The sequence below is a fragment of the Agrobacterium rubi TR3 = NBRC 13261 genome (assembly GCF_000739935.1).
In the GTDB taxonomy this organism is placed as follows: domain Bacteria; phylum Pseudomonadota; class Alphaproteobacteria; order Rhizobiales; family Rhizobiaceae; genus Agrobacterium; species Agrobacterium rubi.
In genome coordinates this window covers 180,657-202,506 of sequence record NZ_BBJU01000010.1, presented here as the reverse complement: position 1 = coordinate 202,506, position 21,850 = coordinate 180,657, and the positions used below count along the sequence as shown (strand labels likewise).

The 21,850-nt window shown below is 57.5% G+C and carries 22 protein-coding genes and 1 tRNA gene; 14 read left to right on the top strand and 9 right to left on the bottom strand.

The window, feature by feature from the left end; genetic code table 11:
• Window positions 1-153 precede the first annotated feature (153 nt).
• Complete coding sequence (gene rhaS, locus RRU01S_RS08945; RefSeq protein ID WP_045229908.1) at window positions 154-1,164, bottom strand: rhamnose ABC transporter substrate-binding protein; 1,011 nt, start codon at window positions 1,162-1,164, stop codon at window positions 154-156.
• Window positions 1,165-1,210: 46 nt separating this feature from the next.
• On the bottom strand, window positions 1,211-2,038 hold the full coding sequence (locus tag RRU01S_RS08940) for a DeoR/GlpR family DNA-binding transcription regulator (protein WP_045229907.1): 828 nt from the start codon (window positions 2,036-2,038) through the stop codon (window positions 1,211-1,213).
• Window positions 2,039-2,240: 202 nt separating this feature from the next.
• Here RRU01S_RS08940 and RRU01S_RS08935 point away from each other — a divergent pair, with 202 nt between their 5' ends.
• On the top strand, window positions 2,241-4,334 hold the full coding sequence (locus RRU01S_RS08935) for a bifunctional rhamnulose-1-phosphate aldolase/short-chain dehydrogenase (RefSeq protein ID WP_045229906.1): 2,094 nt from the start codon (window positions 2,241-2,243) through the stop codon (window positions 4,332-4,334).
• Between the two features lie 17 nt (window positions 4,335-4,351).
• Here the strand turns inward: RRU01S_RS08935 and RRU01S_RS25290 are convergent, their stop codons facing one another.
• Complete coding sequence (locus RRU01S_RS25290; protein ID WP_042618061.1) at window positions 4,352-4,510, bottom strand: YqaE/Pmp3 family membrane protein; 159 nt, start codon at window positions 4,508-4,510, stop codon at window positions 4,352-4,354.
• A 91-nt stretch (window positions 4,511-4,601) separates the two neighbouring features.
• Here RRU01S_RS25290 and rhaI point away from each other — a divergent pair, with 91 nt between their 5' ends.
• Window positions 4,602-5,894: an L-rhamnose catabolism isomerase gene (rhaI, locus tag RRU01S_RS08925; protein WP_045229905.1), complete on the top strand. Its 1,293-nt coding sequence runs from the start codon at window positions 4,602-4,604 to the stop codon at window positions 5,892-5,894.
• Window positions 5,895-6,217: 323 nt separating this feature from the next.
• Here rhaI and RRU01S_RS08920 read toward each other — a convergent pair whose 3' ends face one another.
• The 4 genes from RRU01S_RS08920 to RRU01S_RS08905 form a co-directional block, all read right to left on the bottom strand.
• Entirely contained in the window at window positions 6,218-6,607 is a 390-nt protein-coding gene (locus tag RRU01S_RS08920; protein WP_045229904.1) for a helix-turn-helix domain-containing protein, read from the bottom strand.
• A complete protein-coding gene (locus RRU01S_RS08915) occupies window positions 6,607-6,903 on the bottom strand; it encodes a type II toxin-antitoxin system HigB family toxin (RefSeq protein ID WP_045229903.1) in 297 nt (98 codons plus the stop codon). Before RRU01S_RS08915 ends, RRU01S_RS08920 begins: the two co-directional genes overlap by 1 nt.
• A gap of 147 nt (window positions 6,904-7,050) precedes the next feature.
• Window positions 7,051-7,126: transfer RNA gene (locus RRU01S_RS08910), tRNA-Thr, on the bottom strand.
• Between the two features lie 124 nt (window positions 7,127-7,250).
• Entirely contained in the window at window positions 7,251-8,207 is a 957-nt protein-coding gene (locus tag RRU01S_RS08905) for an NAD(P)H-dependent flavin oxidoreductase (RefSeq protein ID WP_045229902.1), read from the bottom strand.
• A gap of 285 nt (window positions 8,208-8,492) precedes the next feature.
• Between RRU01S_RS08905 and RRU01S_RS08900 the strand changes: the two genes are divergently transcribed.
• On the top strand, window positions 8,493-9,671 hold the full coding sequence (locus RRU01S_RS08900) for a hypothetical protein (RefSeq protein ID WP_045229901.1): 1,179 nt from the start codon (window positions 8,493-8,495) through the stop codon (window positions 9,669-9,671).
• A gap of 60 nt (window positions 9,672-9,731) precedes the next feature.
• On the opposite strand, the gene ppk2 is transcribed toward RRU01S_RS08900, so the two are convergent.
• Complete coding sequence (gene ppk2 / locus RRU01S_RS08895; RefSeq protein ID WP_045229942.1) at window positions 9,732-10,613, bottom strand: polyphosphate kinase 2; 882 nt, start codon at window positions 10,611-10,613, stop codon at window positions 9,732-9,734.
• A gap of 162 nt (window positions 10,614-10,775) precedes the next feature.
• Between ppk2 and phoR the strand changes: the two genes are divergently transcribed.
• The 11 genes from phoR to RRU01S_RS08840 all read left to right on the top strand — a co-directional run bounded on the left by phoR (window position 10,776) and on the right by RRU01S_RS08840 (window position 20,931).
• Complete coding sequence (gene phoR / locus RRU01S_RS08890) at window positions 10,776-12,044, top strand: phosphate regulon sensor histidine kinase PhoR (RefSeq protein WP_045229941.1); 1,269 nt, start codon at window positions 10,776-10,778, stop codon at window positions 12,042-12,044.
• Window positions 12,045-12,256: 212 nt separating this feature from the next.
• The gene (locus RRU01S_RS08885) at window positions 12,257-13,291 is read left to right on the top strand and encodes a substrate-binding domain-containing protein (protein ID WP_045229900.1); all 1,035 of its coding nucleotides are present in this window, start codon (window positions 12,257-12,259) and stop codon (window positions 13,289-13,291) included.
• A 223-nt stretch (window positions 13,292-13,514) separates the two neighbouring features.
• Complete coding sequence (gene pstC / locus RRU01S_RS08880; RefSeq protein ID WP_045229940.1) at window positions 13,515-14,996, top strand: phosphate ABC transporter permease subunit PstC; 1,482 nt, start codon at window positions 13,515-13,517, stop codon at window positions 14,994-14,996.
• A complete protein-coding gene (pstA, locus tag RRU01S_RS08875; RefSeq protein WP_045229899.1) occupies window positions 14,993-16,315 on the top strand; it encodes a phosphate ABC transporter permease PstA in 1,323 nt (440 codons plus the stop codon). The genes pstC and pstA overlap by 4 nt, the downstream gene beginning before the upstream one ends.
• A 15-nt stretch (window positions 16,316-16,330) precedes the next feature.
• Window positions 16,331-17,146, top strand: a complete 816-nt coding sequence (gene pstB / locus RRU01S_RS08870) for a phosphate ABC transporter ATP-binding protein PstB (protein WP_045229898.1) — start codon at window positions 16,331-16,333, stop codon at window positions 17,144-17,146.
• An 88-nt stretch (window positions 17,147-17,234) separates the two neighbouring features.
• Complete coding sequence (gene phoU, locus RRU01S_RS08865; RefSeq protein WP_045229897.1) at window positions 17,235-17,951, top strand: phosphate signaling complex protein PhoU; 717 nt, start codon at window positions 17,235-17,237, stop codon at window positions 17,949-17,951.
• 32 nt (window positions 17,952-17,983) lie between these two features.
• The gene (gene phoB / locus RRU01S_RS08860; RefSeq protein ID WP_045229896.1) at window positions 17,984-18,667 is read left to right on the top strand and encodes a phosphate regulon transcriptional regulator PhoB; all 684 of its coding nucleotides are present in this window, start codon (window positions 17,984-17,986) and stop codon (window positions 18,665-18,667) included.
• A 526-nt stretch (window positions 18,668-19,193) separates the two neighbouring features.
• Window positions 19,194-19,403 (top strand): cold-shock protein, encoded by a 210-nt coding sequence (locus tag RRU01S_RS08855; protein ID WP_045229895.1) that lies wholly within the window; start codon window positions 19,194-19,196, stop codon window positions 19,401-19,403.
• Window positions 19,404-19,633: 230 nt separating this feature from the next.
• Entirely contained in the window at window positions 19,634-19,855 is a 222-nt protein-coding gene (locus tag RRU01S_RS08850; RefSeq protein WP_045229894.1) for a hypothetical protein, read from the top strand.
• Between the two features lie 38 nt (window positions 19,856-19,893).
• Window positions 19,894-20,283: a DUF6481 family protein gene (locus RRU01S_RS08845; RefSeq protein WP_045229893.1), complete on the top strand. Its 390-nt coding sequence runs from the start codon at window positions 19,894-19,896 to the stop codon at window positions 20,281-20,283.
• Between the two features lie 366 nt (window positions 20,284-20,649).
• On the top strand, window positions 20,650-20,931 hold the full coding sequence (locus RRU01S_RS08840) for a hypothetical protein (protein WP_045229892.1): 282 nt from the start codon (window positions 20,650-20,652) through the stop codon (window positions 20,929-20,931).
• A 78-nt stretch (window positions 20,932-21,009) separates the two neighbouring features.
• Here RRU01S_RS08840 and RRU01S_RS08835 read toward each other — a convergent pair whose 3' ends face one another.
• Window positions 21,010-21,543 carry a GcrA family cell cycle regulator gene (locus RRU01S_RS08835; RefSeq protein ID WP_045229891.1) on the bottom strand — a complete coding sequence of 178 codons (534 nt, stop codon included), beginning with the start codon at window positions 21,541-21,543 and terminating at the stop codon, window positions 21,010-21,012.
• Between the last annotated feature and the right edge of the window lie 307 nt (window positions 21,544-21,850).

Here is a 21,850-nt window from a genome sequence, read left to right as displayed (position 1 = left end):
CCCTCAAGGGGGGAGATCGGATTGTCGCAACCTTTCGAAGTTCTCGATTGTCGAGTTTGAAGTGGCGCGCATGCGTCTTGCCGATCTCCCCCCTTGAGGGGGAGATGCCCGGCAGGGCAGAGGGGGGTAAGCCCCACCCTCAGCTCCATCACATCAGAAAATCTTCGAGAACTGATCGATATTCTTCGCGTCATAAACAAACGGATCGGCCATCGCGGCTTCGCTGTTCTCGCCGACCTTGATCTTGCCCATGCGTCCGGCTGCGATTTCCGAACCCGGCTTGCCGTCTGCTTCGCCCTTGACGAGGCGGTAGGCGATCTGGGTGGCGGAATAGCCGAGGTCGATAGGGTTCCAGATGGCGAATTCCTTCGTCGCACCCGACTTGATGGCACCCGCCATTTCGGAAGGAAGGCCGAGGCCGGTGACGAAGACCTGGCCGATCTTGCCCGCATCCTTCACCGCCTGCGATGCAGCCAGCACGCCAACGGTTGTCGGGGCGACAATGACCTTCACATTGGGCTGCGAGGTGAGAAGACCCTGGGCTTCGCGGTAGCTCTTGTCGGCAAGGTCGTCCCCGTAAACTGTCGTGACGAGATTGAGGCCGGGGAAGTCCTTCAGCTGCTTCTTCATCTCGTCAATCCAGATATTCTGGTTCGTAGATGTCGTGGTGGCAGAGAGGATGGCGAAATCGCCCTTGCCGCCTTCCAGATGCGCGGCAGCCAGTTGCAGGCACATCTTGCCGATCAGCGCGTTGGAGGATGGGTTGAGCTGGAGAATGCGGCCTGCCGGGGCCACGCCGCTATCCCATGAGATAACCTTGATGCCGCGCTGGGCTGCCTTCTTGAGGGCTGGCACAACCGCGTCCGGATCGTTGGCGGAAATGGCGATGGCATCCACGCCCTGCGCGATCAGCGAATTGATGACCTCGATCTGGCCTTCGGCTGTGGTCGTGGTCGGGCCGGTATAGATGATCTCGACGCCGCCGAGTTCCTTGGCGGCTTCCTGCGCGCCCTTGTTGGCAGCTTCAAAGAAGCCGTTGCCGAGCGATTTGACCACAAGCGCGATCTTGATGTCTTTCGCCTGCGCCATGCTGCCAAAACCGGCAACGCCGATGGCGACGCTCAGTGCCAGGGCCTGGCTTAATCTTCTGCGTGACAGTTTCATGTTGGTTCTCCTCCCGATTGAACTTCATTCTCCGCTGCGGTGCTCCTCAAGCAACCGAAGCGGAATCCTCCTCGTCCGGCGGTCGCGTCTGCGTCGCCACCGCCGGTCCGGCCACGATCAACGTTACGCCCGCTGCCTCCACCATCCGCGCTGCCTCGTCTGAAATGCCCTCATCGGTAATGATGGTGGACACGTTTTCCAGCGGGCAGAGAATAAGGCTTGAGCGTTTGCGGAACTTGGAGGAGTCGATCATCACGATCAGCTCTTCCGCCTGCCGCATCAATTTCTGTTCGCTCTGAATGACGAGCGCATCCGACTCCATGATGCCGAGCGCGCCGACACCCTGCGCGCCAATGAAGATCCTGCGCGCATAAAAATTGCGGATCGCGTCGTTTTCAAAGGGCGACAATATAAGGCTCTGGTCGCGATAGATCGCGCCGCCGGGAACGCTGACATTGCACTTGGAATGCTTGACCAGATGTTCGGCAATGGCGAAGGAATTGGTCATGACCTGCAAACGGCGGGCCGACATGTAATGCACCATCTGGAAGGTCGTGGTGCCACCATTGATGATGATGGCGTCGCCTTCCTCACAGAGATCCACCGCCTTGCGCGCAATTGCGCGTTTCTTATCGATATTGACCGATTCAGAAACCCGAAATGGCCGAGCGGCCAGATTTCCAAGCTGCGGCGGATGCACCGCTTCTGCCCCGCCGCGTACCCGCCGCAGCTTTCCCTGCACATGCAAGGAGGCGATATCGCGCCGGATCGTCGCTTCGGAAGCGTCCGTCAGTTCGGCAATATCCTGCACCGTCACCACAGGCTTTTCCTGTATGGCGCTCAAGATGATGCGATGGCGTTCGCTTTCGTGCATGGGGTCCTCCTGATGGTCAGTTATTCGTAAAGTTCTGATGTTGTCAATCAAGTTCGATCAAAATAAACAATGTTGCGATGCAGCATGAAAATTTATGATCGTTTATGATTGACATTGTCGTTTTGAATGCGCGATACCTGCCTGCATTGGGAGGCGGGCTGGTTTGAAAGTCTGCAGATAAACGACATGGGAGGATATTGCGATGGGCCAGACGGGTCTTCTCGAAAACCGCTGGGATGATGCCTATGCGGCAACACTCGATGAGCCGGGCAAGCTGCTCTATCGCTCCAATCTCCTGGGTGCAGACAAGCGCATCACCAATTATGGCGGCGGCAATACCTCCGCCAAGGTGCTTGAGAATGACCCGTTGACGGGCGAAAAGGTCCGCGTCATGTGGGTCAAGGGTTCGGGCGGAGATGTAGGCACCATCAAGCTGGATGGTTTTGCCACGCTTTATCTCGACAAGCTGGAGGCGCTGAAAGGCATCTATAAGGGCGTGGAAGACGAAGACCGCATGGTTGGTTTCCTGCCCCATTGCACCTTCAATCTCAACCCGCGCGCCGCCTCCATCGATACGCCGCTGCACGGTTTCGTGCCGTTCGATCATGTCGATCACATGCACCCGGATGCGATCATCGCCATTGCCGCCTCGAAAAACTCCAAAGAGCTGACGCAGCAGATTTTCGGGTCCGATATCGGCTGGCTGCCATGGCGGCGCCCCGGCTTCCAGCTGGGTCTCGACCTCGAAGCCTTCGTCAAGGCAAACCCCGCCGCCAAGGGCGTGGTGCTGGAAAGCCATGGCCTGTTTACCTGGGATAATGATGCCAAGGCCTGCTACGAGCTGACGCTGGAGATCATCAACAAGGCGATCACCTGGTTTGCCAAGGAGACGGAAGGTAAGACTATTTTCGGTGGTGTGGTTGCCAAAAGCCTGTCACCAGAACAGCGCCGAGACATCGCAGCCCGCCTGATGCCTGAAATTCGTGGCCGGATCGGTCGTGACGAGCGCAAGCTCGGTCATTTCGATGATCAGGACGCCCTGCTAGAATTCGTCAATTCCAAGGATTTGAAGCCGCTGGGTGCGCTCGGCACATCCTGCCCAGACCATTTTCTGCGAACCAAAATCCGCCCGCTGATCCTCGATCTCGATACGGCAAATCCCGATGTGGATGCGCTGCTTGGCGGTCTTGATCAGGCGCTTGCCGATTACCGCGCCGATTACGTCAGATATTACAAGACGTGCAAGCACGACAACTCGCCTGGGATGCGGGATCCCAACCCGGTGATCTTCCTCATTCCCGGCGTCGGTCTGCTGTCTTTCGCGAAAGACAAGGCCACCGCGCGCATTGCCGGTGAGTTTTACGTCAACGCCATCAACGTCATGCGCGGCGCTTCCACGGTCTCGGATTATCAGGGGCTGCCGGAGCAGGAAGCCTTCGATATCGAATACTGGTTGCTCGAAGAGGCGAAGCTTCAGCGTATGCCAAAGCCGAAGAGCTTGGCTGGCCGCGTCGCTTTCATCACGGGCGGTGCTGGCGGCATCGGGCGCGCGACGGCGGAGCGTCTGGCGAATGAAGGTGCGTGTGTGGTGCTGGCCGATATTGACGAAAGTGCCCTGGACGCCACCAAGTCGGATTTCGAAAAGCGTTTCAGCGCGGATGCCGTTCGCACCGTCAAGCTTGACGTGACGAAGGAAGACGCGGTGCTGTCAGCCTTTATCGAAGCCAGCGTTGAATTTGGCGGCATCGATATTCTCGTCTCCAACGCCGGCATTGCCTCCTCTGCACCTGTCGAAGACACGACGCTTGCCATGTGGAACAAGAATATCGACATTCTGGCAACAGGTTATTTCCTCGTCTCACGGGAAGCCTTCCGGCTGTTTCGTCGTCAAAAGCTCGGCGGCAATGTCGTTTTCGTGGCATCGAAGAACGGTCTGGCCTCTTCGCCAAACGCTTCTGCCTATTGCACGGCAAAGGCTGCGGAAATCCACCTCGCGCGCTGCCTAGCACTTGAGGGAGCCGACGCTGGCATTCGCGTAAACACTGTCAACCCGGACGCGGTTCTGCGCGGTTCGAAAATCTGGAATGGCGAGTGGCGTGAGCAGCGGGCTGCTTCCTCGAAGATCGAAGTGACCGATCTCGAGGAGCATTATCGCAATCGCTCCATGCTGAAGCTGAATGTTTTCCCGGAGGATATAGCGGAAGCGATCTACTTCCTGACATCGGATGCATCGGCCAAATCAACCGGCAACATCATCAATGTCGATGCGGGCAATGCGCAAAGTTTCACCCGCTAAATGCGGGTGAGATAGGCTTATTTGCGCAGAATAACCCAGATGGCATGGATGATGCCGGGAATATAGCCGCAGAGCGTCAGCAGGATGTTGAGCCAGAAGTGCAGGCCAAGGCCAACCTGAAGGAACACGCCGACTGGCGGCAGGAAAATGGCAAGAATAATACGAATTACGTCCACGATTGAATATCCCGTCTGTTTGTTGCTGCCCCCATAACGTGGGAAACGCCGGATTGGTTTCAAATGCGGGGACGCGGACCGGGAGGAACACATGGTTGAACTGAAGATTGCCGCCGATATTGTCGAGCGCGAGAACGAAAAGCGCCAGGCGGCCCACGGGTCAGACTATGATGCGCTGGGCGAGCATCTGGCGCGGCGCAATATCGATATCGAAGCCATTACTGAGCAGGTGTCGAAATTCTTCGTGGCCGTCCCGTCCTGGGGTGTGGGTACCGGCGGCACGCGCTTTGCCCGCTTTCCCGGAAAGGGCGAGCCGCGCGGCATTTTCGACAAGCTGGATGATTGCGCCGTTATCAACCAGCTGACAGCAGCAACGCCAAACGTCTCGCTGCATATTCCCTGGGACAAACAGGACCCGAAGGCGCTGAGAGCCCATGCCGATGCGCTGGGTCTCGGCTTTGATGCGATGAACTCCAACACGTTTTCGGATGCGCCCGACCAGCCGCATTCCTACAAATACGGCTCGCTGAGCCACGCAGATGCCGCCACGCGCCAACAGGCTGTTGACCACAACATCGAATGTATCGAAATCGGCAACGCCCTCGGCTCCAAGGCACTGACGGTGTGGGTGGGCGATGGCTCCAACTTCCCCGGCCAGAGCAATTTTACCAAAAGCTTCGAGCGGTATCTCTCCGCCATGGCCGATATCTACACGGCGCTGCCGGATGACTGGCGCATCTTTTCCGAACACAAGATGTATGAGCCCGCTTTTTATTCGACCGTGGTGCAGGATTGGGGCACGAACTACCTCATCGCCAATACGCTGGGCGACAAGGCCTTCTGCCTTGTCGATCTCGGCCACCACGCGCCCAACACCAACATCGAAATGATCGTCGCCCGCCTCATCCAGTTCGGCAAGCTCGGCGGCTTCCATTTCAATGACAGCAAATATGGCGATGACGATCTGGATGCAGGCTCCATCGATCCCTACCGCCTGTTTCTGGTCTTCAACGAGCTTGTCGATGCCGACCACCGCGGCGTCAAGGGCTTCCACCCGGCCCACATGATCGACCAGTCGCACAATGTAACCGACCCCATCGAAAGCCTCATCTCCAGCGCCAACGAAATCCGCCGCGCCTATGCGCAGGCGCTGCTGGTGGACCGCACGGCCCTCGATGGCTTCCAGCAGGACAATGATGCGCTGATGGCATCCGACACGCTGAAACGCGCCTATCGCACCGATGTCGAGCCTATTCTTGCCGAAGCGCGGAAGAGATCAAACGGTGCCATCGACCCCGTTGCCACCTACCGTGCCAGCGGCTACCGCGCTAAGATCGCAGCCGAACGCCCGGCATCGAAAGGTGGCAGTGGCGGCATCATTTGACGCTATTTGCGAGAACCAAAAACCTTAACAAACGAAGGCACGCAAAGACGTGCCTTCACGCTTTCATAACCAAATATGTCCGCCGTTAAAAAATCGTGTTTTTCGCCCCATCATCTTCACATTCACGGTTATGTTAGCGAGGCATGAAGAAGCCAATAGACAAATCCGGCCTGATTTTCGTAGCAATGCTATGCGTGCTCGTGGGCATCGTGCTGAGCATCGCCTTCCTCAACGGCGACAGGCAGCTTTCACCACAAAGCCAAGATGGGACGTTGATCCGGAGGACGACAGTTCAGCCGCAGCAGTGATGCTTGCGGCTTTCCTTATGCGTATTTTCGTTCGCAAAGATGATACGGCTCCACTAGACATTCCGCGGGGATGCCCCACTCCTTATGCAGCCTATGGATCATATCCACAGTAAGAGCGCGTTTCCTATTCAGGACTTCTGAGGCGCGCGAGCGTGAACCGAAAAGCGCGGCAAGATCACTTTGAGTCCGACCGGTCATCTCCATATGCGTTTTGATCAATTCCACAGGTTCAGGCGCGTCGATGTGGTGATGTTTGTCCTCAAAGGCTTCGATGAGCGTAGCTAGCACATCGAACCTGTCGGCATCAGGCGTTCCGAGATCAGGCGGATTGTCAAAATAAGGGCTGATCTCCGCAATGGCCCAAGCAAGATCAGCATCGGTTTTGATGGCGCGAATATTGTCCATTACACTGTCTCCGGGTCGATCTGGTCGTAGTCTTTATGGGTGCCGACAAACTTGATCAAAACGCGTTTGCAAGCATATGCGACATGGACAATCAGGCGATATTTGTTGCCTGAAATGTCGAAAATCACGCGGTTATCCGAAACGAAATCCACTGTTGAACCAAACGCTGTCTTGACGTCTGAAGGTCTGCTCCACTCTGCCTTGCTGACAATCGCGTACCACGTCTTCAATGGTGTTTCGGCCTGAGCATGGCGCTCCCAAAACAGCTTCAATGTAGACTTCGCGATGATCTGCATGATGCAGACTGTACGGCATTCCCAATTTGGGAACAACGGGAAATTACCAAATTGGCGATTTTAAGTAAGCGCGGCTTAATGCTGAGCTTTCACAGCAAGCATATCAATAAAAAAGCGTAACATGAGATTGAGTGCCGTTACAAAGACTGGTGCCGCTTGCAGGACTCGAACCTGCGACCCCATCATTACGAATGATGTGCTCTACCACCTGAGCTAAAGCGGCTTGCCAAGCGCCGAATATGTGTCGGCGAGACGTATGGCGGGCTGATACAGGCATTGGGGATGGATTTCAAGCCTTGAATACGGGTTCGACTAAAAATCCCGTATCGCCACCCAAGCAAGCTCCTTCACGCCAGAATGCGGGCCTTGGCGGCGTCGTATTCCCGGGAGAGCCGCTCGACCACGGCGGCAACGGGCTCCACGGCTTTCACCGCGCCCACGCCTTGGCCAGCGCCCCAAATATCTTTCCACGCTTTCGCGCCACTGGTTGCTGCTCCGAAATCCATTTTCGAAGGGTCGGCTTCCGGCAGGTTGTCCGGGTCCATACCGGCTGCGAGGATGGAGGCTTTCATGTAGTTGCCGTGAATGCCGGTGAAATAGTTGGAGTAGACGATGTCGTTGGCTTGGGCGTCCACGATGGCTTGCTTGTAGGCATCGGTCGCGCGCGCTTCCGTCGTGGCGATGAAGGGAGAGCCGATATAGGCCATGTCGGCGCCCATGGCCTGGGCGGCGAGAATAGCGCCGCCATTGGCGATGGCGCCTGCCAGAAGCAGCGGGCCGTCGAACCATTCGCGGATTTCTTGCACCAGCGCGAAGGGCGATAGCGTGCCCGCATGGCCGCCCGCGCCTGTCGCCACCGCAATCAGCCCGTCTGCCCCCTTGCGGATGGCGGAATTGGCGTGGCGGTTGTTGATAACGTCATGCAGCACGATGCCGCCATAGGAATGGATCGCGGCATTCACCTCCGGCACAGCCCCCAGCGAGGAGATGACGATCGGCACCTTATATTTCACGCAAAGACCCAGATCATGCTCCAGCCGCTTGTTGGAGGTATGGACGATCTGGTTGACGGCAAAGGGCGCTGCCGGTGTCTCAGGGTTTGCGGCATTATAGCTCGCCAAATCCTCTGTCATCATCGCCAGCCATTCGTCCAATTGGCTTTCAGGGCGGGCATTGAGCGCCGGAAATGCGCCGACGACACCGGCTTTGCATTGCGCCAGCGTCAGGTCCGGATGCGAGATGATGAATAGCGGCGAGGCAATCACCGGCAGTCGAAGATTGTCCCTGAGTACGGACGGCAGCATGTTTCCTCCCATGAATGACGTTTACGCGCACGTAAGATGTAGCGAAGCCGATGGGATATGAAAAGCGAAAAAGGCGAGGGTGGCGGATAGCACAGGGTACGCACATGCGGAGTGCTTTGAGCATGGCCATCTCAGCGTCACCGCCGCTTTGGCCATCTTTTCCCCAAGCCATTCCGATATTTGCCAAAGACTTCTCTTGCGGTTGGGCAAGCGAGAGGTTACCGAATCGTAAACCTATGGCGCAATGCCGCAAAAGCCTTTCGGATGGCGAGAAAAGGACCGATAGTGAGCGGACTGGAAACGGCAATCAGGAATGCCCTCGAGAAATCGGACCGATCGAGCGCCGAAGTGCGGGCACGGATTTACCAATCATCGCGCCAGGCGCTGGAAGCCGGTTTGCGCAAGCAGGGCATAGACGACCCGGAGGTCGTGGCACAGCAGCGCCAGCGGCTCGAGTCTCTCGTTCACACGATCGAGGCCGAAGAGCGAAACCGCCTGCTGAGCGTGGTCGAAGATCATGTGCGGCGCGAAGCATCACGCACATCTGCACCCGCCCAACCTGCCGTAAATGCTACCCCCCAGGTCACACCGCCGTCACCGCGCGACGAAGAGGAAGACGTTTTGCCGGTCGAGGCAGAAGTTCGCGGCGAACGGCAAAACGAAGCGCCAACCACAATCCGTGGCGATGGTGTTGATTTTCATGCCGAACGCGGGGTGATCGCGCCCGACGCGCGGTCTGCGCCCGTTGCCGATGCGGCATCTTTGTCCTTCACGCCGGAACGTGCGGCAAAAGCCCGCCGCAAGAAGGGCGTCGTTGCCCGGCTGTTCATCTATTTCACGCTTCTGGCGTTTCTCGGATGTGGTGCCTGGTGGATTTACAGTTCCGGCATCCTGTTGAGCCCATCGGAGCGCGACACTGGGGTGCCCAACCCGCCACCAGAGGTGCAATCAGAAGATTTTACCGGTGCGGAAGCCGCACCACAGCCAAGCGTTGAAGCCGGGCGTGGTTTTTCCGATGCCTGGGAAGAGGTTTTCAATGCCGAGCGCGGCAATCAGGGTCTTCAGGCGGGTTCACTTGCTGCCGTCGAGCCGATCGCCACGGCCGCTGGAAAAGCGGTGAAACTAACCTCGCGCGTCGCGGAAGCGGACGGCAATATCGCCATCACCGTTCCGGCCGACGTTTTGCGTGAAATGGCGGGCAAGTCCTCGACCATCGCAATCACCTTGCAATCCTCCAGCGACCGCCAGACGCAGTTGTCCATCAGTTGCGATTTCGGAAGCCTCGGCGATTGTGCCCGCCACCGCTTCACAGCAACGCCGGAGCGTGCGGATATGTTGATCAACGTGAACTTTGACCGGACATTGGCGCCAAACGCCCCGGGCAGCATCATCATCAACAGCGATATCGATGGCAATGGACGCCCGGTCAATCTCTATTCGGCGCGTATTTTGCCGGGCGAGTGAGGGATATCCTCTCCGTCACCCCGGTCGCCGGGGTGACGTCGCGGCTGCTGCCGCGAGGCTCTATTTCAGAAAATCCGGCCCGGACCCGAGAATTTTGTGATCGATATCGCCGATCACCGTCTTGTCCTTGCCCTCATAATCCAGTGTTTTCAAAATGTGTTTGATGAGGTTGATGCGGGCGCGGCGCTTGTCATTGGCACGGATGACGGTCCAGGGCGCTTCGTCATTATGGGTCTTTTCCAGCATCAGGTCACGCATCGCTGTGTAGTCGTCCCACTTCGTCAGGGCGGCAATGTCCATGTCGGACAGTTTCCAGGCTTTCAAAGGGCTGTGCCGACGATCGTGAAAACGGTCAAGCTGGGTTTCGCGGCCCGTATCCAGCCAGAACTTGAACAGATAGGTGCCCTCATGGACGACCATCTTTTCAAGGCGCGGAGCCTCTTTCAGGAAACGCTTGTGTTCTTCCGGTGTGCAAAAGCCCATGATCGGCTCGACGCCTGCCCGGTTGTACCAGGAACGGTCGTACATCACGAACTCGCCAGCTGTCGGAAAATGGGAAATGTAACGCTGGAAATACCATTGCCCACGCTCGGTTTCGGTCGGCTTGGTCAAGGCAACGACACGCGCGTTACGGGGGTTGAGATATTCCTTGATGACGGAAATGGCGCCACCTTTTCCGGCGGCGTCACGTCCCTCGAAAACGGACATGACGCGGGTGCCGGTCGCCTGTAGCCAGGATTGCACCTTGACCAACTCGATCTGTAGCGCCTCCAGTGTCTCGTCGTATTCCTCCCGCTTCATCTTCTTATCGTAGGGAAAGCCACCGGCCGACAGCTTGTTGTCTTCCACCCAGTCCGGCAGAACCGGATCATCGATGTTGAAGATGCGGGTTTTTCCGTTGATCTGAAGTTCTACCGAACGGTCCTTGGCGTTTTCGCTCATCATTGCTCCCTGAGTGCTGGTTGTGGCGAAGCCCAACGAGACGAGCCTCCACTGCGCATGGATATCAAACTGTGGGAAAAGACATAGTGATGAATCTCTGTCATGAAAGAGCGATAAACTGTTTCGATGCGCGAATTGCGGCGAAAGGCGAGGTGAATGGAGATGGCGAGGAATGAAGGCAGTGCATCGGGACGATATTTGAACAAGCTTCGCCACAGCTGGTTGCCCATTCTGGTCGTCTCGATCCTCGCCGTCGTCGCCTCTCTCGAATTGCTGTCTCCTTATGTGCCTGCCGTTTTGTGGTGTGCTGCTGTTCTGGCCATTCTGGCCGTCAGTTCCGGAACCGCTTTGAAGGTGCAGGCGCGAGTGGAGGCAGCCGAGCCGTCCGACGATGCCCAAGTCGTCAGCGAGAGCCTGATTGCTGGCGTGCGTTCCGGGCTTGCCGCGCTCGATACGCCGGTTTTCATTCTGGACCGCAATGCCAGCGTTCTCTTCGAAAACGCCGCTGCCGAACGCGCATTCGGCGTGCTGCCGGTTGGCTCGCACATATCCGGTCGTCTGCGTTCCCCAGGCCTGCTCGATGTTATCAGAGAGTCGATCGCAACAGGCGAGGCCAATCAGGTCGAGCATTCCGAGCGTCTGCCGTCGGAGCGCGTCTTCATCGTTCGCATTGCCAAGGCCGAGACGCATCGCGAGGCGAGTGCGCCGATCTATGTTCTGTCGTTCCGTGACATCTCCGAATTGCGACGCATAGACCGGATGCGCAGCGACTTCGTTGCCAATGCCAGCCACGAACTGCGCACGCCCTTGGCATCGTTGCGCGGCTTCATCGAAACCATGCAGGGCCCGGCCCGCGATGATCCAAAGGCGCGGGAGCGGTTCTTGGGCATCATGCTGGATCAGGCCACCCGCATGAGCCGCCTTGTGGATGACCTGATGTCGCTGTCGCGGCTCGAGTTGCGGGCGAATATCGCACCAGATCAGAAGGTCGATCTCGTGCCGTTGCTGGGCCATGTACGCGATGCGCTGCTTCCGTTGGCGCAAGACCTCGATGTCTCCATCAAACTGCATATGCCAGACGGCAAGGTAGAGGTGACGGGGGACCGCGACGAACTGGTGCAGGTGTTCCAGAACCTTGTCGAAAACGCGTGCAAATACGGGCAGGACGGCAAGGTGGTGGATGTCAGCCTGCGCTCGGATGCCGGCAAGCCGGTCGAAGTCAGCGTGGTGGACAAGGGTCCTGGCATTCCAGCCGAGCACGTGCCGCGTCTGACCGAGCGCTTTTACAGAGTGAGCGTTGCAGACAGTCGCTCGAAAAAAGGCACGGGTCTGGGGCTTGCCATTGTCAAACACATTCTCACCCGCCACCGCGCCCGGCTGATTATCCGCTCGGAGCTTGATGTCGGCACGGACTTTACGGTGCGATTTTAACACAAGACTCGCATAGATCGTGGCGTTACAAAAAATTCATATGAAAATCAGTAATTTAACCTGTCACAAATACTTCATCGAAGTGACATAAAAGGGTGTGGCAATACTGGTTATGAAGAGGCCGCCGGGGCAGCCCAGATTGGGCAGAGGGTAAAAGCTACTGCCGGCAGCGTCCACACATGCCCGCCACGGGCCCCATACGGGAGAGTTATATGAACATCGTTAAATTGTCCGCCGCAGCCTTGGTGGCTTCGGTTGCCTTCGCAGGTGCTGCCGCTGCTCGCGACCAGATCCAGGTTGCCGGTTCGTCCACCGTTCTGCCTTACGCAAAGATCGTTGCTGAAACCTTCGCTGAAACCTTCCCAGACTTCAAGGCTCCGGTTGTTGAGTCCGGCGGCACGGGTGGCGGCTTGAAGGCGTTCTGCTCGGGCGTTGGCGAAGGCACCATCGATATCGCCAATGCATCGCGTCCGATCAAGGCCGACGAACTTGCAGCCTGCAAGACGGCTGGCGTCACAGACGTTCAGGAAGTCAAGATCGGTTACGACGGCATCGTGTTCGCCATGGACAAGTCCAACAAGGACCTCAAGCTGGTACCGAAGGACCTTTACCTCGGTCTCGCCGCTGAAATCGTCAAGGACGGCAAGCTCGTTGCCAACCCTTACAAGAAGTGGACAGAAATCAACAAGGACCTGCCGGATGTCGCGATTGCCGCTTACATCCCTGGCTCCAAGCACGGCACACGCGAAGTCTTCGAAGAGAAGATCATGGCTGACGGCTGCAAGGAAGCTGGCGCAACCGAGGCTCTCAAGACCCTCGTGCCAGACGCCAAGCAGGCTGCCGCCAAGTGCATCGCAGTTCGCAAAGACGGCGCCGCTGTCGATATCGACGGCGACTACACGGAAACGCTGGCCCGTATCGATGCCAACAAGGGTGGCCTCGGCGTGTTCGGTCTCGCATTTTACGAAAACAACAAGGACAAGCTGAAAGTTGCGACCGTCAGCGACGTTGTTCCGTCGACTGAGACCGTTGCAAGCGGCAAGTACCCAGTGTCGCGTCCGCTGTTCTTCTACGTCAAGAAGGCACATGTCGGCGTTATTCCTGGTCTGAAGGAATATGTTGATTTCTTCCTGTCTGACGAAATGATCGGCCCTGACTCGCCACTGGCAAACTACGGCCTGGTTTCCGCGCCTGAGGCAGAGCGCAAGGAAATCCGTTCGAAGTTCGAAGCTGGCACCACGATGTAATCATGCTGAGAGCGCGGCCTCCGGGTCGCGCTTTCATCCTTCTGTGGAGTGTTGCCTGCCGTTTATCGAAACGCTTAAACCCGGTGGTCACCTTGTGTATCAAGCCGGGCTGTGTCGGCTGACGCTGAACACAGGACATCTTCGGTCAAGCCGCCGAAATTTTTATCGCGTTTGAAAGTGCCCGATACCGCATCGCGCCATGTGGCGTGTCGAGGAAAGTTTCATGAACACACCTATCATTTTGCTGATACTGGCGTTGATCGGCATCACCAGTTACGTGCTTGGCACGCGTCGTGCGGTTGCGCTGGCAGGTGGTCGTCCGTCATCCATGCATTCTCGCGCCGGTTACCATGGCTCTTATGCGCTTGTATGGGCAATATTGCCGTCCGCCTTCATTCTCGCCGTTTGGCTCATCATCAGCCCGATGGTCATCACGGCAGCGGTTCGTGCCGAGTTTCCTGAAAATATTCGTGCCCAGTCCGAGGCGCAGCAGAGCCTGAACTATGGCATGGTCGGCTCCATCGCCCGCGGCCTTCAGCGTCTGACACCGGAAGAACACGCCGCCGTCGAATCCGGTGCGCCAGTTCGCCCGCTGCTGGCCGCCAAGGGCGTTGCCATTGCCGGTGATCCTGAACCCTACATGGTCGAGGCCGCACAGACGCTCAACACCATGACCACATCCAGCCGCATCGGCATGATTATCGTGGTGCTGGGTGCCGCCTTGCTGGGTGCCCTCTATGCCATCCGCGCCATAGCGCCTCGCTTCCGTGCCAGAAACAAGGTCGAGCGCGTGATCCTCGGCGCTTTGCTGCTCGCATCTTCCCTCGCGATCTTGACCACGATCGGCATCGTCATGTCGATGCTGACGGAAGCCATTCAGTTCTTCAACATGGTTCCGGCCCACGAATTCTTCTTCGGAACCGTCTGGGATCCGCGCTTTGCGGCTGCAGGCGCAACCGAATCTGCCGGTCAGTTCGGCCTCATTCCGCTTCTGGCGGGTACCCTCTATATTGGCTTCGTGGCCATGCTGGTGGCTGTTCCGGTCGGCCTGTTCTCAGCCATCTACATGGCGGAATACGCCTCGCGCCGCGTGCGCTCCATCGCAAAGCCGCTGCTGGAAGTTCTGGCCGGTATCCCGACCATCGTCTACGGTTTCTTCGCGCTCACCACCGTTGGTCCGTTCCTGCGTGACATCTCCTCGCAAATCAATGGCCTTACGACCGGTGATTATACCTCCTTCATCCAAGCGCAGAGCGTTCTGACGGCGGGCTTCGTGATGGGCATCATGCTCATTCCTTATGTGTCGTCGCTGTCGGACGATATCATCACCGCCGTGCCCCGCACGATGCGTGACGGTTCGCTTGGCCTGGGCGCCACCCGGTCCGAGACCATCAAGCGCGTTATCCTGCCGGCTGCTCTGCCTGGCATCGTCGGAGCCATCCTGATGACGGCATCGCGTGCAATCGGTGAGACGATGATCGTGGTTCTGGCCGCCGGTGTGGCTGCCCGCTTGCAGATCAGCCCGTTCGAACCCATGACCACGGTGACGGTGAAGATCGTCAGCCAGTTGACCGGCGACCTTGAATTCACCTCGCCGCAGACCCTCGTTGCCTTTGCGCTTGGCATCACGCTCTTTGCCATCACGCTATGCCTTAATATCTACGCGCTCTTCATTGTGCGCAAATACCGGGAGCAGTACGAATGACCGACGTTGTTTCTTCGGCGGCTGGCGTGCCAGTCGCGCCAAAGACGGCCCGTCGTGATATCGGCATCAAACGCCGCTATGCTGCAGAGCGCCGCTTCCGCACCTACGGTGTCGCCGCGATTTCTTTTGGCCTGATCTTTCTGTTCCTTCTCATCTGGTCGGTTGTCGGCAAGGGTTACACGGCCTTCCAGCAGACGACGATCACCGTTCCGGTGGAGTTTTCCGAACAGATCATCGACCCTGATAATCAGCGCGCGACCAATCCGACCAAGCTGGTGACGGCGAACTATCCTGTTCTGGCTCGCAACGCGGTTGCCAGGGCACTCGGCGTCTCTCTGGACGACCGCACGGCTCTGCGCACCATTGGCACCATGGTTTCGGACAGTGTTCGCACCCAGTTGCGTGATCTCGTGACATCCGATCCCAGCGTGATCGGAACGACACGTAACGTCGCGCTTCTGGCCTCTGGCGATATCGACTCTGCCTTCAAGGGTCAGTTCGACATGACCGGTGAAGAAGCCAACCGTCGTGTCTCCGACCAGCAGGTCAAGTGGATGGACCAGCTGGTCGCCAACGGTCAGCTCGCCAAGCAGTTCAACACAGGCATTTTTCTCAACGGCGCATCGAGCCGACCGGAAGCTGCCGGCGTGGGCGTGGCGCTGATCGGTTCCTTCTATATGATGATGATCGTTCTGGTGCTCTCGCTGCCGATTGGCGTGGCAGCATCGATCTATCTGGAAGAGTTTGCGCCCAAGAACCGCATCACCGACCTCATCGAAGTCAACATCAACAACCTCGCAGCCGTGCCGTCGATTGTTTACGGTCTGCTCGGCCTGTCGGTCTTCATCAATTTCATGGGCTTCCCGCGCTCGGCCTCTCTGGTCGGTGGCTTCGTGCTGACGCTGATGACCCTGCCGACGATCATCATCGCCACCCGTGCCGCATTGAAGGCCGTGCCGCCATCGATCCGCGCTGCGGCTCTGGGGCTCGGCGCCTCGAAGATGCAGACGATCTTTCACCATGTGCTGCCGCTGGCCATGCCGGGTATTCTCACCGGCACCATCATTGGTCTGGCCCATGCGCTTGGCGAAACCGCACCTCTGCTGCTCATCGGCATGGTCGCCTTCGTCGCAAACTACCCGACAACGCCGATGGACCCGTCCACGGCCTTGCCGGTGCAGATCTATATGTGGGCAAACGAGGCAGAGCGCGCCTTTGTCGAACGGACATCCGGCGCTATCATCATCCTGCTGATGTTCCTCGTTGTCATGAATGTTGGCGCAATTCTCTTGCGGCGTCGCTTCGAGCGGCGCTGGTAGAAGGAGCTTAAAACGATGAATATGTTGTCGGAAGCAGCAATGGAAAAGGCGCTAGACAAGAAGATGAATGACGTTTCTCATAAGATGATCGGCAAGGACGTTTCCGTCTATTACAGCGACAAGCGTGCGCTCTATGACGTGAACCTCAACGTTCGTGAAAATACCGTTACCGCGCTCATCGGTCCTTCGGGCTGTGGCAAGTCGACGTTTCTGCGGACACTGAACCGCATGAACGACACGATCGACGGTTGCCGCGTCACGGGCAAGATCACGCTCGATGGCGAAGACATCTACGACAGCAACATCGATGTGGTGGAGCTGCGTGCGCGTGTCGGCATGGTGTTCCAGAAGCCGAACCCGTTCCCGAAGTCGATCTATGAGAACATCGCCTACGGCCCACGCATTCACGGTCTTGCCCGCAACAAGGCGGATATGGACCAGATCGTCGAAGCCAGCCTTCAAAAGGCCGGTCTTTGGAACGAAGCCAAGGATCGTCTGCTGGAGTCCGGCACAGGTCTTTCCGGTGGTCAGCAGCAGCGTCTGTGCATCGCCCGTGCCATTGCCGTCAGCCCAGAAGTCATCCTGATGGACGAGCCATGCTCGGCGCTCGACCCGATTGCTACCGCCAAGGTCGAGGAACTGATCCACGAGCTTCGCTCCAACTACACCATCGTCATCGTGACGCACTCGATGCAGCAGGCCGCCCGCGTTTCGCAGCGCACCGCCATGTTCCATCTGGGTCATCTCGTTGAGGAAAACGACACCGACAAGATGTTCACCAACCCGGATGACCAGCGCACGCAGGATTACATCATGGGTCGCTTCGGCTGATCCTGTCGCTGATTGCAACCCGTCGCGTCGAACCGCTCGAGCCTGACAGGGCTTGTGGTCAGCCGCACCGAAACTGGAGAATTCGACCATGCCGACCAATTCGCACATCATGTCTGCCTACGACGAAGAGTTGAAGTTCCTGAGCCGCCGCATCGCCGAAATGGGCGGTCTGGCGGAGCAGATGTGCAGCGATGCGTTGCGCGCCCTCGTCAACTCCGATGCCGCCCTGGCCCAGAAGGTTATCTCGGACGACACGATCCTGGACAATGCCGAACGCGAAATCGGTGACAAGGCTATCGTCACCATCGCCAAGCGCCAGCCCATGGCCGCCGACCTTCGCGAAATCATCGGTTCGCTGCGCATCGCAGCCGATCTGGAGCGCGTCGGCGACTTGGGTAAGAATACGGCCAAGCGCGTTATCGCTGTTGCCGGTACCGGCGTGCCTCGCAAGCTGGCACGCGGTCTCGAGCATCTGTCCGAACTGGCGCTGGTGCAGTTGAAGGACGTTCTGGATGTCTATTCCACCCGTTCGGCGGAAAAGGCACAGACCATTCGTGAGCGCGACGAGGAAATCGACGCCATGTACACCTCGCTGTTTCGCGAGCTGTTGACCTATATGATGGAAGATCCGCGCAACATCACCACATGCACACATCTTCTGTTCTGCGCCAAAAACATCGAGCGCGTCGGCGACCATGCCACCAACATTGCCGAAACCATCTATTACATGGCCACCGGTAGTCAGCCGGAAGGCGAGCGTCCCAAGGACGACAGTTCCAATACGCTCGGTGCAGTCACCGAGTGAGTTCCCTATAAGCCTGGCGGAGTCCCATAGTCATGGTGCCGAAAATAGCCGTTGTTGAAGATGAAGAAGCATTGAGCGTTCTTCTTCGCTACAATCTGGAATCCGAAGGTTACGACGTGGACACGATCCCGCGTGGTGATGAAGCGGAAATCCGCTTGCAGGAGCGCACGCCGGATCTGCTCATTCTTGACTGGATGCTGCCAGGCGTTTCCGGCATCGAACTGTGCCGCCGCCTGCGGATGCGCCCGGAAACGGAACGCCTGCCGATCATCATGCTGACCGCGCGGGGCGAGGAAAGCGAACGCGTGCGTGGTCTGGCCACCGGCGCCGACGACTATGTGGTCAAACCTTTCTCCACGCCGGAACTGATGGCACGCGTTAAAGCCATGCTGCGCCGCGCCCGCCCCGAGGTTCTGTCTTCGGTTCTGAAATGCGGCGATATCGAACTGGATCGCGAAACTCACCGCGTTCATCGCAAGACCCGAGAAGTCCGCCTGGGACCGACCGAATTCCGCCTGCTGGAATTCCTGATGGTCTCGCCCGGCCGCGTCTTCTCGCGTTCCCAGCTTCTCGACGGCGTCTGGGGCCACGACATCTATGTGGATGAACGAACCGTCGACGTCCATGTTGGTCGCCTGCGCAAGGCACTCAACTTCTCCAACATGCAGGATGTCATCCGCACCGTGCGCGGCGCGGGATATTCCATGGAAGCCTGAAGTCGTCACGTGCTTATTCGTGATAGGATGTGTTTCAAGAACGCGCGCCATGTTGATCTCTGGGGATCAGCGGTGCGCGTTTTGCGTTTAGATTGCCTACCTATGTTAGGCAGGTGAGGGCGTCTCCTGTCCATAAGCGTAGACCGAAGATATATTTTCCTGACGGTCTCCCGGATTTGATGTGGTATCATCACAGGAATATTTGAACGCCTTAAATGTCAATTTCGTGAATAAAAACAGTGATTAGGGCACCCCGTCGAATGATCGTGTCGGTGTTCTCAAGCAACAGATCACGAAAGCAGATGGATATGAAGACGAAGTCCGATCGTCATTATCTGAAAATTAAAGTTTGACTATCCGGCGATAAAGCTCTATCAATGGTTTATCGATATTTTTCTTGCTGAGCTTTGGTTGCCGCGCGATTAGCACCGCGTTTTGAACTAACCCTTTCTTCAAAAAAATCGCTATAATCGCACGCAGGGCGTAAGTTCTGCGATCTATCTCTTATGCTTTGAAAGGGTTCATTATGACCACAGGCACAGTAAAATGGTTTAACTCCACCAAGGGCTTCGGCTTCATTCAGCCTGACAACGGGGGCACAGACGCATTCGTACACATCTCCGCTGTAGAGCGTGCAGGTATGCGCGAAATCGTTGAAGGCCAGAAGCTGAGCTACGACCTTGAGCGCGACAACAAGTCGGGCAAAATGTCTGCTTGCAACCTCCAGGCTGCTTAAATAACGGGATCTGCTTTCCCTTGACCACGGATGTACTGGCACTGTTGAAAGCATGAGACCAACCGAGGTCAGGCACGTTGCCTGGCCTTTTTTTGTGCCGCTCGGCGGCACCCGCTTCGGGTACTGTGCCTTTATGGCGTAAAACAGGCTCCAGGCTGTCGATCCACCACGCATCGGACTTCCAGAAAATCGATCCCGATTTCAGGCCGACGCGACAGGAAGGAAATTTCATGTCTGAAACACACAGCAAATCGCGCAAGCAGGCCGAAATCGCATTCGGCGCCACGCAGACACAGTTTTTTGCCCGCGGCCATGCGGTTGAGGAGATCAATTCGATTACGCAGGCGCGTGACGAAAAGACGCTCAGACTGCGCGAAGCACGTCTTGCCAAGGAATTGCAAGATAGCCTGAACCCGCCACCCGCTCCTACGAAACGTGGTAAGAAATCCTGATCGCAAGATCGGTATGACCACTCAACTGGAATAGAGATTTGAGAAACACTCGAAATATCAAAAACAACGAAGTTTCCGAACGCCGCGGCGCCGCCGCCGACGCAAAGGCCGCTCTTTTGAAGGCCTATCGCGAAGCCAAGGAAGCTGCTGCGCCAACGCTTGAAGCCAAGCAGGCCGAACAGATCGCCGTTGCCGAAGCCCGCAGAGCGCGCCAGGCCGAACGCGACCAGCAGAAACGCGACGACAAAATCCGCCTCGAAGCAGAAGCCGCCCAAAAGCAGGCCGAACTCGAAGCCGCCGCAAGTGCTGAAGAAGACGCCCGCAAGCTTGCCGATAAAAACCGCATCGCCCGCGTCATCGAAGACGAAGCAGCCCGCAAGGCAGAGCGCGATCGCCGCTATGCCAACCGCAAAGCCCGCCAGGGCTGAGCTATCCGCCATGATCCAGCAGCCGTTCGAATGAAGGGCTGCGATCTGGCTGGGCAGGACTTGTTGTCATTTGTGCCTGAGTGCACGTGGCGCTTGAACCGCCGATGAGAGATGCTGGTGCATCTCCGCGCAGCCATTGTGCCTTGTGGGCTCCGTCTTTGACGTTCCGCAGAATTGCTTTTCCACGAACGTAAATTTGGTCGCAAAACCTCCCGTTTCATGGGAGGCTTACGTCATCTTGAGCAGACACAGCTAGGCCGCTAAGATGAGTACATGGCGTCGTAAGGCTATAGAAACTGCGCCCGATATCCGAGGACAACATCGCAGGCTTGGTCGCCGTCGGCCGCGTGGATAGAGCTGCGTCTGTTGTTTGACGATTCCGTCAGAAGCGGCGACATGGAAAAATCCCGGCGCATCATCGATTATGCGCGCTATTGTCTGTCGGCCCCGCACAAAAAGGCCAACACTGCTGTCGCCGTCGGCTTTATCGAGCATTTGGCGGACGATGAGTGGTTGCGGAACCGCCTGCCGGAGCTTATCACCGCGCAGGATGCACGCGAGTGGCGTGAAATCTTGGCCTACCACAGTGACGCGCACGTTGTTGACGCGTTAATCGAAGCTTGCCGATCCTATCGGCCCCGTCTTTAAAGTCTTCCGTCAGTTCCAGACATAAAAAAAGCGGGCCAATGGACCCGCTTCCTTGTGTCTCGCAATGTGCGCTGGCCATTAGGCTCTGCGACGTTCGCTAACCGGCTGGTAAGCCATCTTTGCGTGGAACTTGCAGTATGGCGAGGATTCCGAGGCGTCGCAGCCGCAGAAGTGGAAATCGTCCTTCAGTGGATCGCCGACCGGCCATTTGCAGGTGCGTTCCGTCAGTTCCGTCAATGTCAGGCGAAGCGATGTCGGCAGGACCGAGGTGTTGACCGGCACATATTCCAAAACCTGTGCGCTGTCGCTGTCCTGATCGTCCTTCGGTGCCGTGCGCATGGTTGGACGTGGTGTTGCTGCGCGGGCCTGGAAGGTGTTTGCAGCGCGAGGAGCAGAAGAGGTTGTCGCTGCTGCCGGACGCTTTGCTGCGGCGGGGCGTGATGTCGAGACAGTGCCGCCGGCTTTCGCGCGGCCTGGCAGGTTCAAACGGTGGACTTTACCGATGACGGCGTTGCGGCTGACACCGCCAAGTTGTGCTGCGATCTGGCTGGCGCTCAGGCCCTCGGCCCACAGCCTTTTCAATCTCTCAACGCGTTCATCAGTCCAGTTCATGCCGCTTCTCCGCTTGTCGCGCAGGCAGAATCAATCTCTAATGCCGCGGAGTGAACCACGCGCAGAGTGTCCGCCAGATTGTAGGTGACTAGTTCCGCCGCTTGCAGTCTAGTAATTGAAGATTAACCTAATCGTCGGCTGACTCTCTGACAAGAGTCCCGGGAATCATCTCGAATCGATTTTCCGGTTTTCCCCAACTTGCTGCATTTGTGAGTCAGAAAAGCAACACTTCGTATGCTGTCCAAAATCCCATACCATGGCTTGAGAATGCCGGAAAATGCGGACATTTGTTGACATCGCCAAGTGA

Coding starts and splice junctions, on each gene's coding strand:
- RRU01S_RS08835 (WP_045229891.1), bottom strand. CDS start 21,543: ATGAACTGGACTGATGAACGCGTTGAGAGATTGAAAAGGCTGTGGGCC.
- RRU01S_RS08915 (WP_045229903.1), bottom strand. CDS start 6,903: ATGCAGATCATCGCGAAGTCTACATTGAAGCTGTTTTGGGAGCGCCAT.
- pstC (WP_045229940.1), top strand. CDS start 13,515: ATGAACACACCTATCATTTTGCTGATACTGGCGTTGATCGGCATCACC.
- RRU01S_RS08850 (WP_045229894.1), top strand. CDS start 19,634: ATGTCTGAAACACACAGCAAATCGCGCAAGCAGGCCGAAATCGCATTC.
- ppk2 (WP_045229942.1), bottom strand. CDS start 10,613: ATGAGCGAAAACGCCAAGGACCGTTCGGTAGAACTTCAGATCAACGGA.
- phoU (WP_045229897.1), top strand. CDS start 17,235: ATGCCGACCAATTCGCACATCATGTCTGCCTACGACGAAGAGTTGAAG.
- phoR (WP_045229941.1), top strand. CDS start 10,776: ATGGCGAGGAATGAAGGCAGTGCATCGGGACGATATTTGAACAAGCTT.
- pstA (WP_045229899.1), top strand. CDS start 14,993: ATGACCGACGTTGTTTCTTCGGCGGCTGGCGTGCCAGTCGCGCCAAAG.
- RRU01S_RS08940 (WP_045229907.1), bottom strand. CDS start 2,038: ATGCACGAAAGCGAACGCCATCGCATCATCTTGAGCGCCATACAGGAA.
- RRU01S_RS08885 (WP_045229900.1), top strand. CDS start 12,257: ATGAACATCGTTAAATTGTCCGCCGCAGCCTTGGTGGCTTCGGTTGCC.
- rhaS (WP_045229908.1), bottom strand. CDS start 1,164: ATGAAACTGTCACGCAGAAGATTAAGCCAGGCCCTGGCACTGAGCGTC.
- RRU01S_RS08855 (WP_045229895.1), top strand. CDS start 19,194: ATGACCACAGGCACAGTAAAATGGTTTAACTCCACCAAGGGCTTCGGC.
- RRU01S_RS08935 (WP_045229906.1), top strand. CDS start 2,241: ATGGGCCAGACGGGTCTTCTCGAAAACCGCTGGGATGATGCCTATGCG.
- pstB (WP_045229898.1), top strand. CDS start 16,331: ATGAATATGTTGTCGGAAGCAGCAATGGAAAAGGCGCTAGACAAGAAG.
- rhaI (WP_045229905.1), top strand. CDS start 4,602: ATGGTTGAACTGAAGATTGCCGCCGATATTGTCGAGCGCGAGAACGAA.
- RRU01S_RS08920 (WP_045229904.1), bottom strand. CDS start 6,607: ATGGACAATATTCGCGCCATCAAAACCGATGCTGATCTTGCTTGGGCC.
- RRU01S_RS08905 (WP_045229902.1), bottom strand. CDS start 8,207: ATGCTGCCGTCCGTACTCAGGGACAATCTTCGACTGCCGGTGATTGCC.
- phoB (WP_045229896.1), top strand. CDS start 17,984: ATGGTGCCGAAAATAGCCGTTGTTGAAGATGAAGAAGCATTGAGCGTT.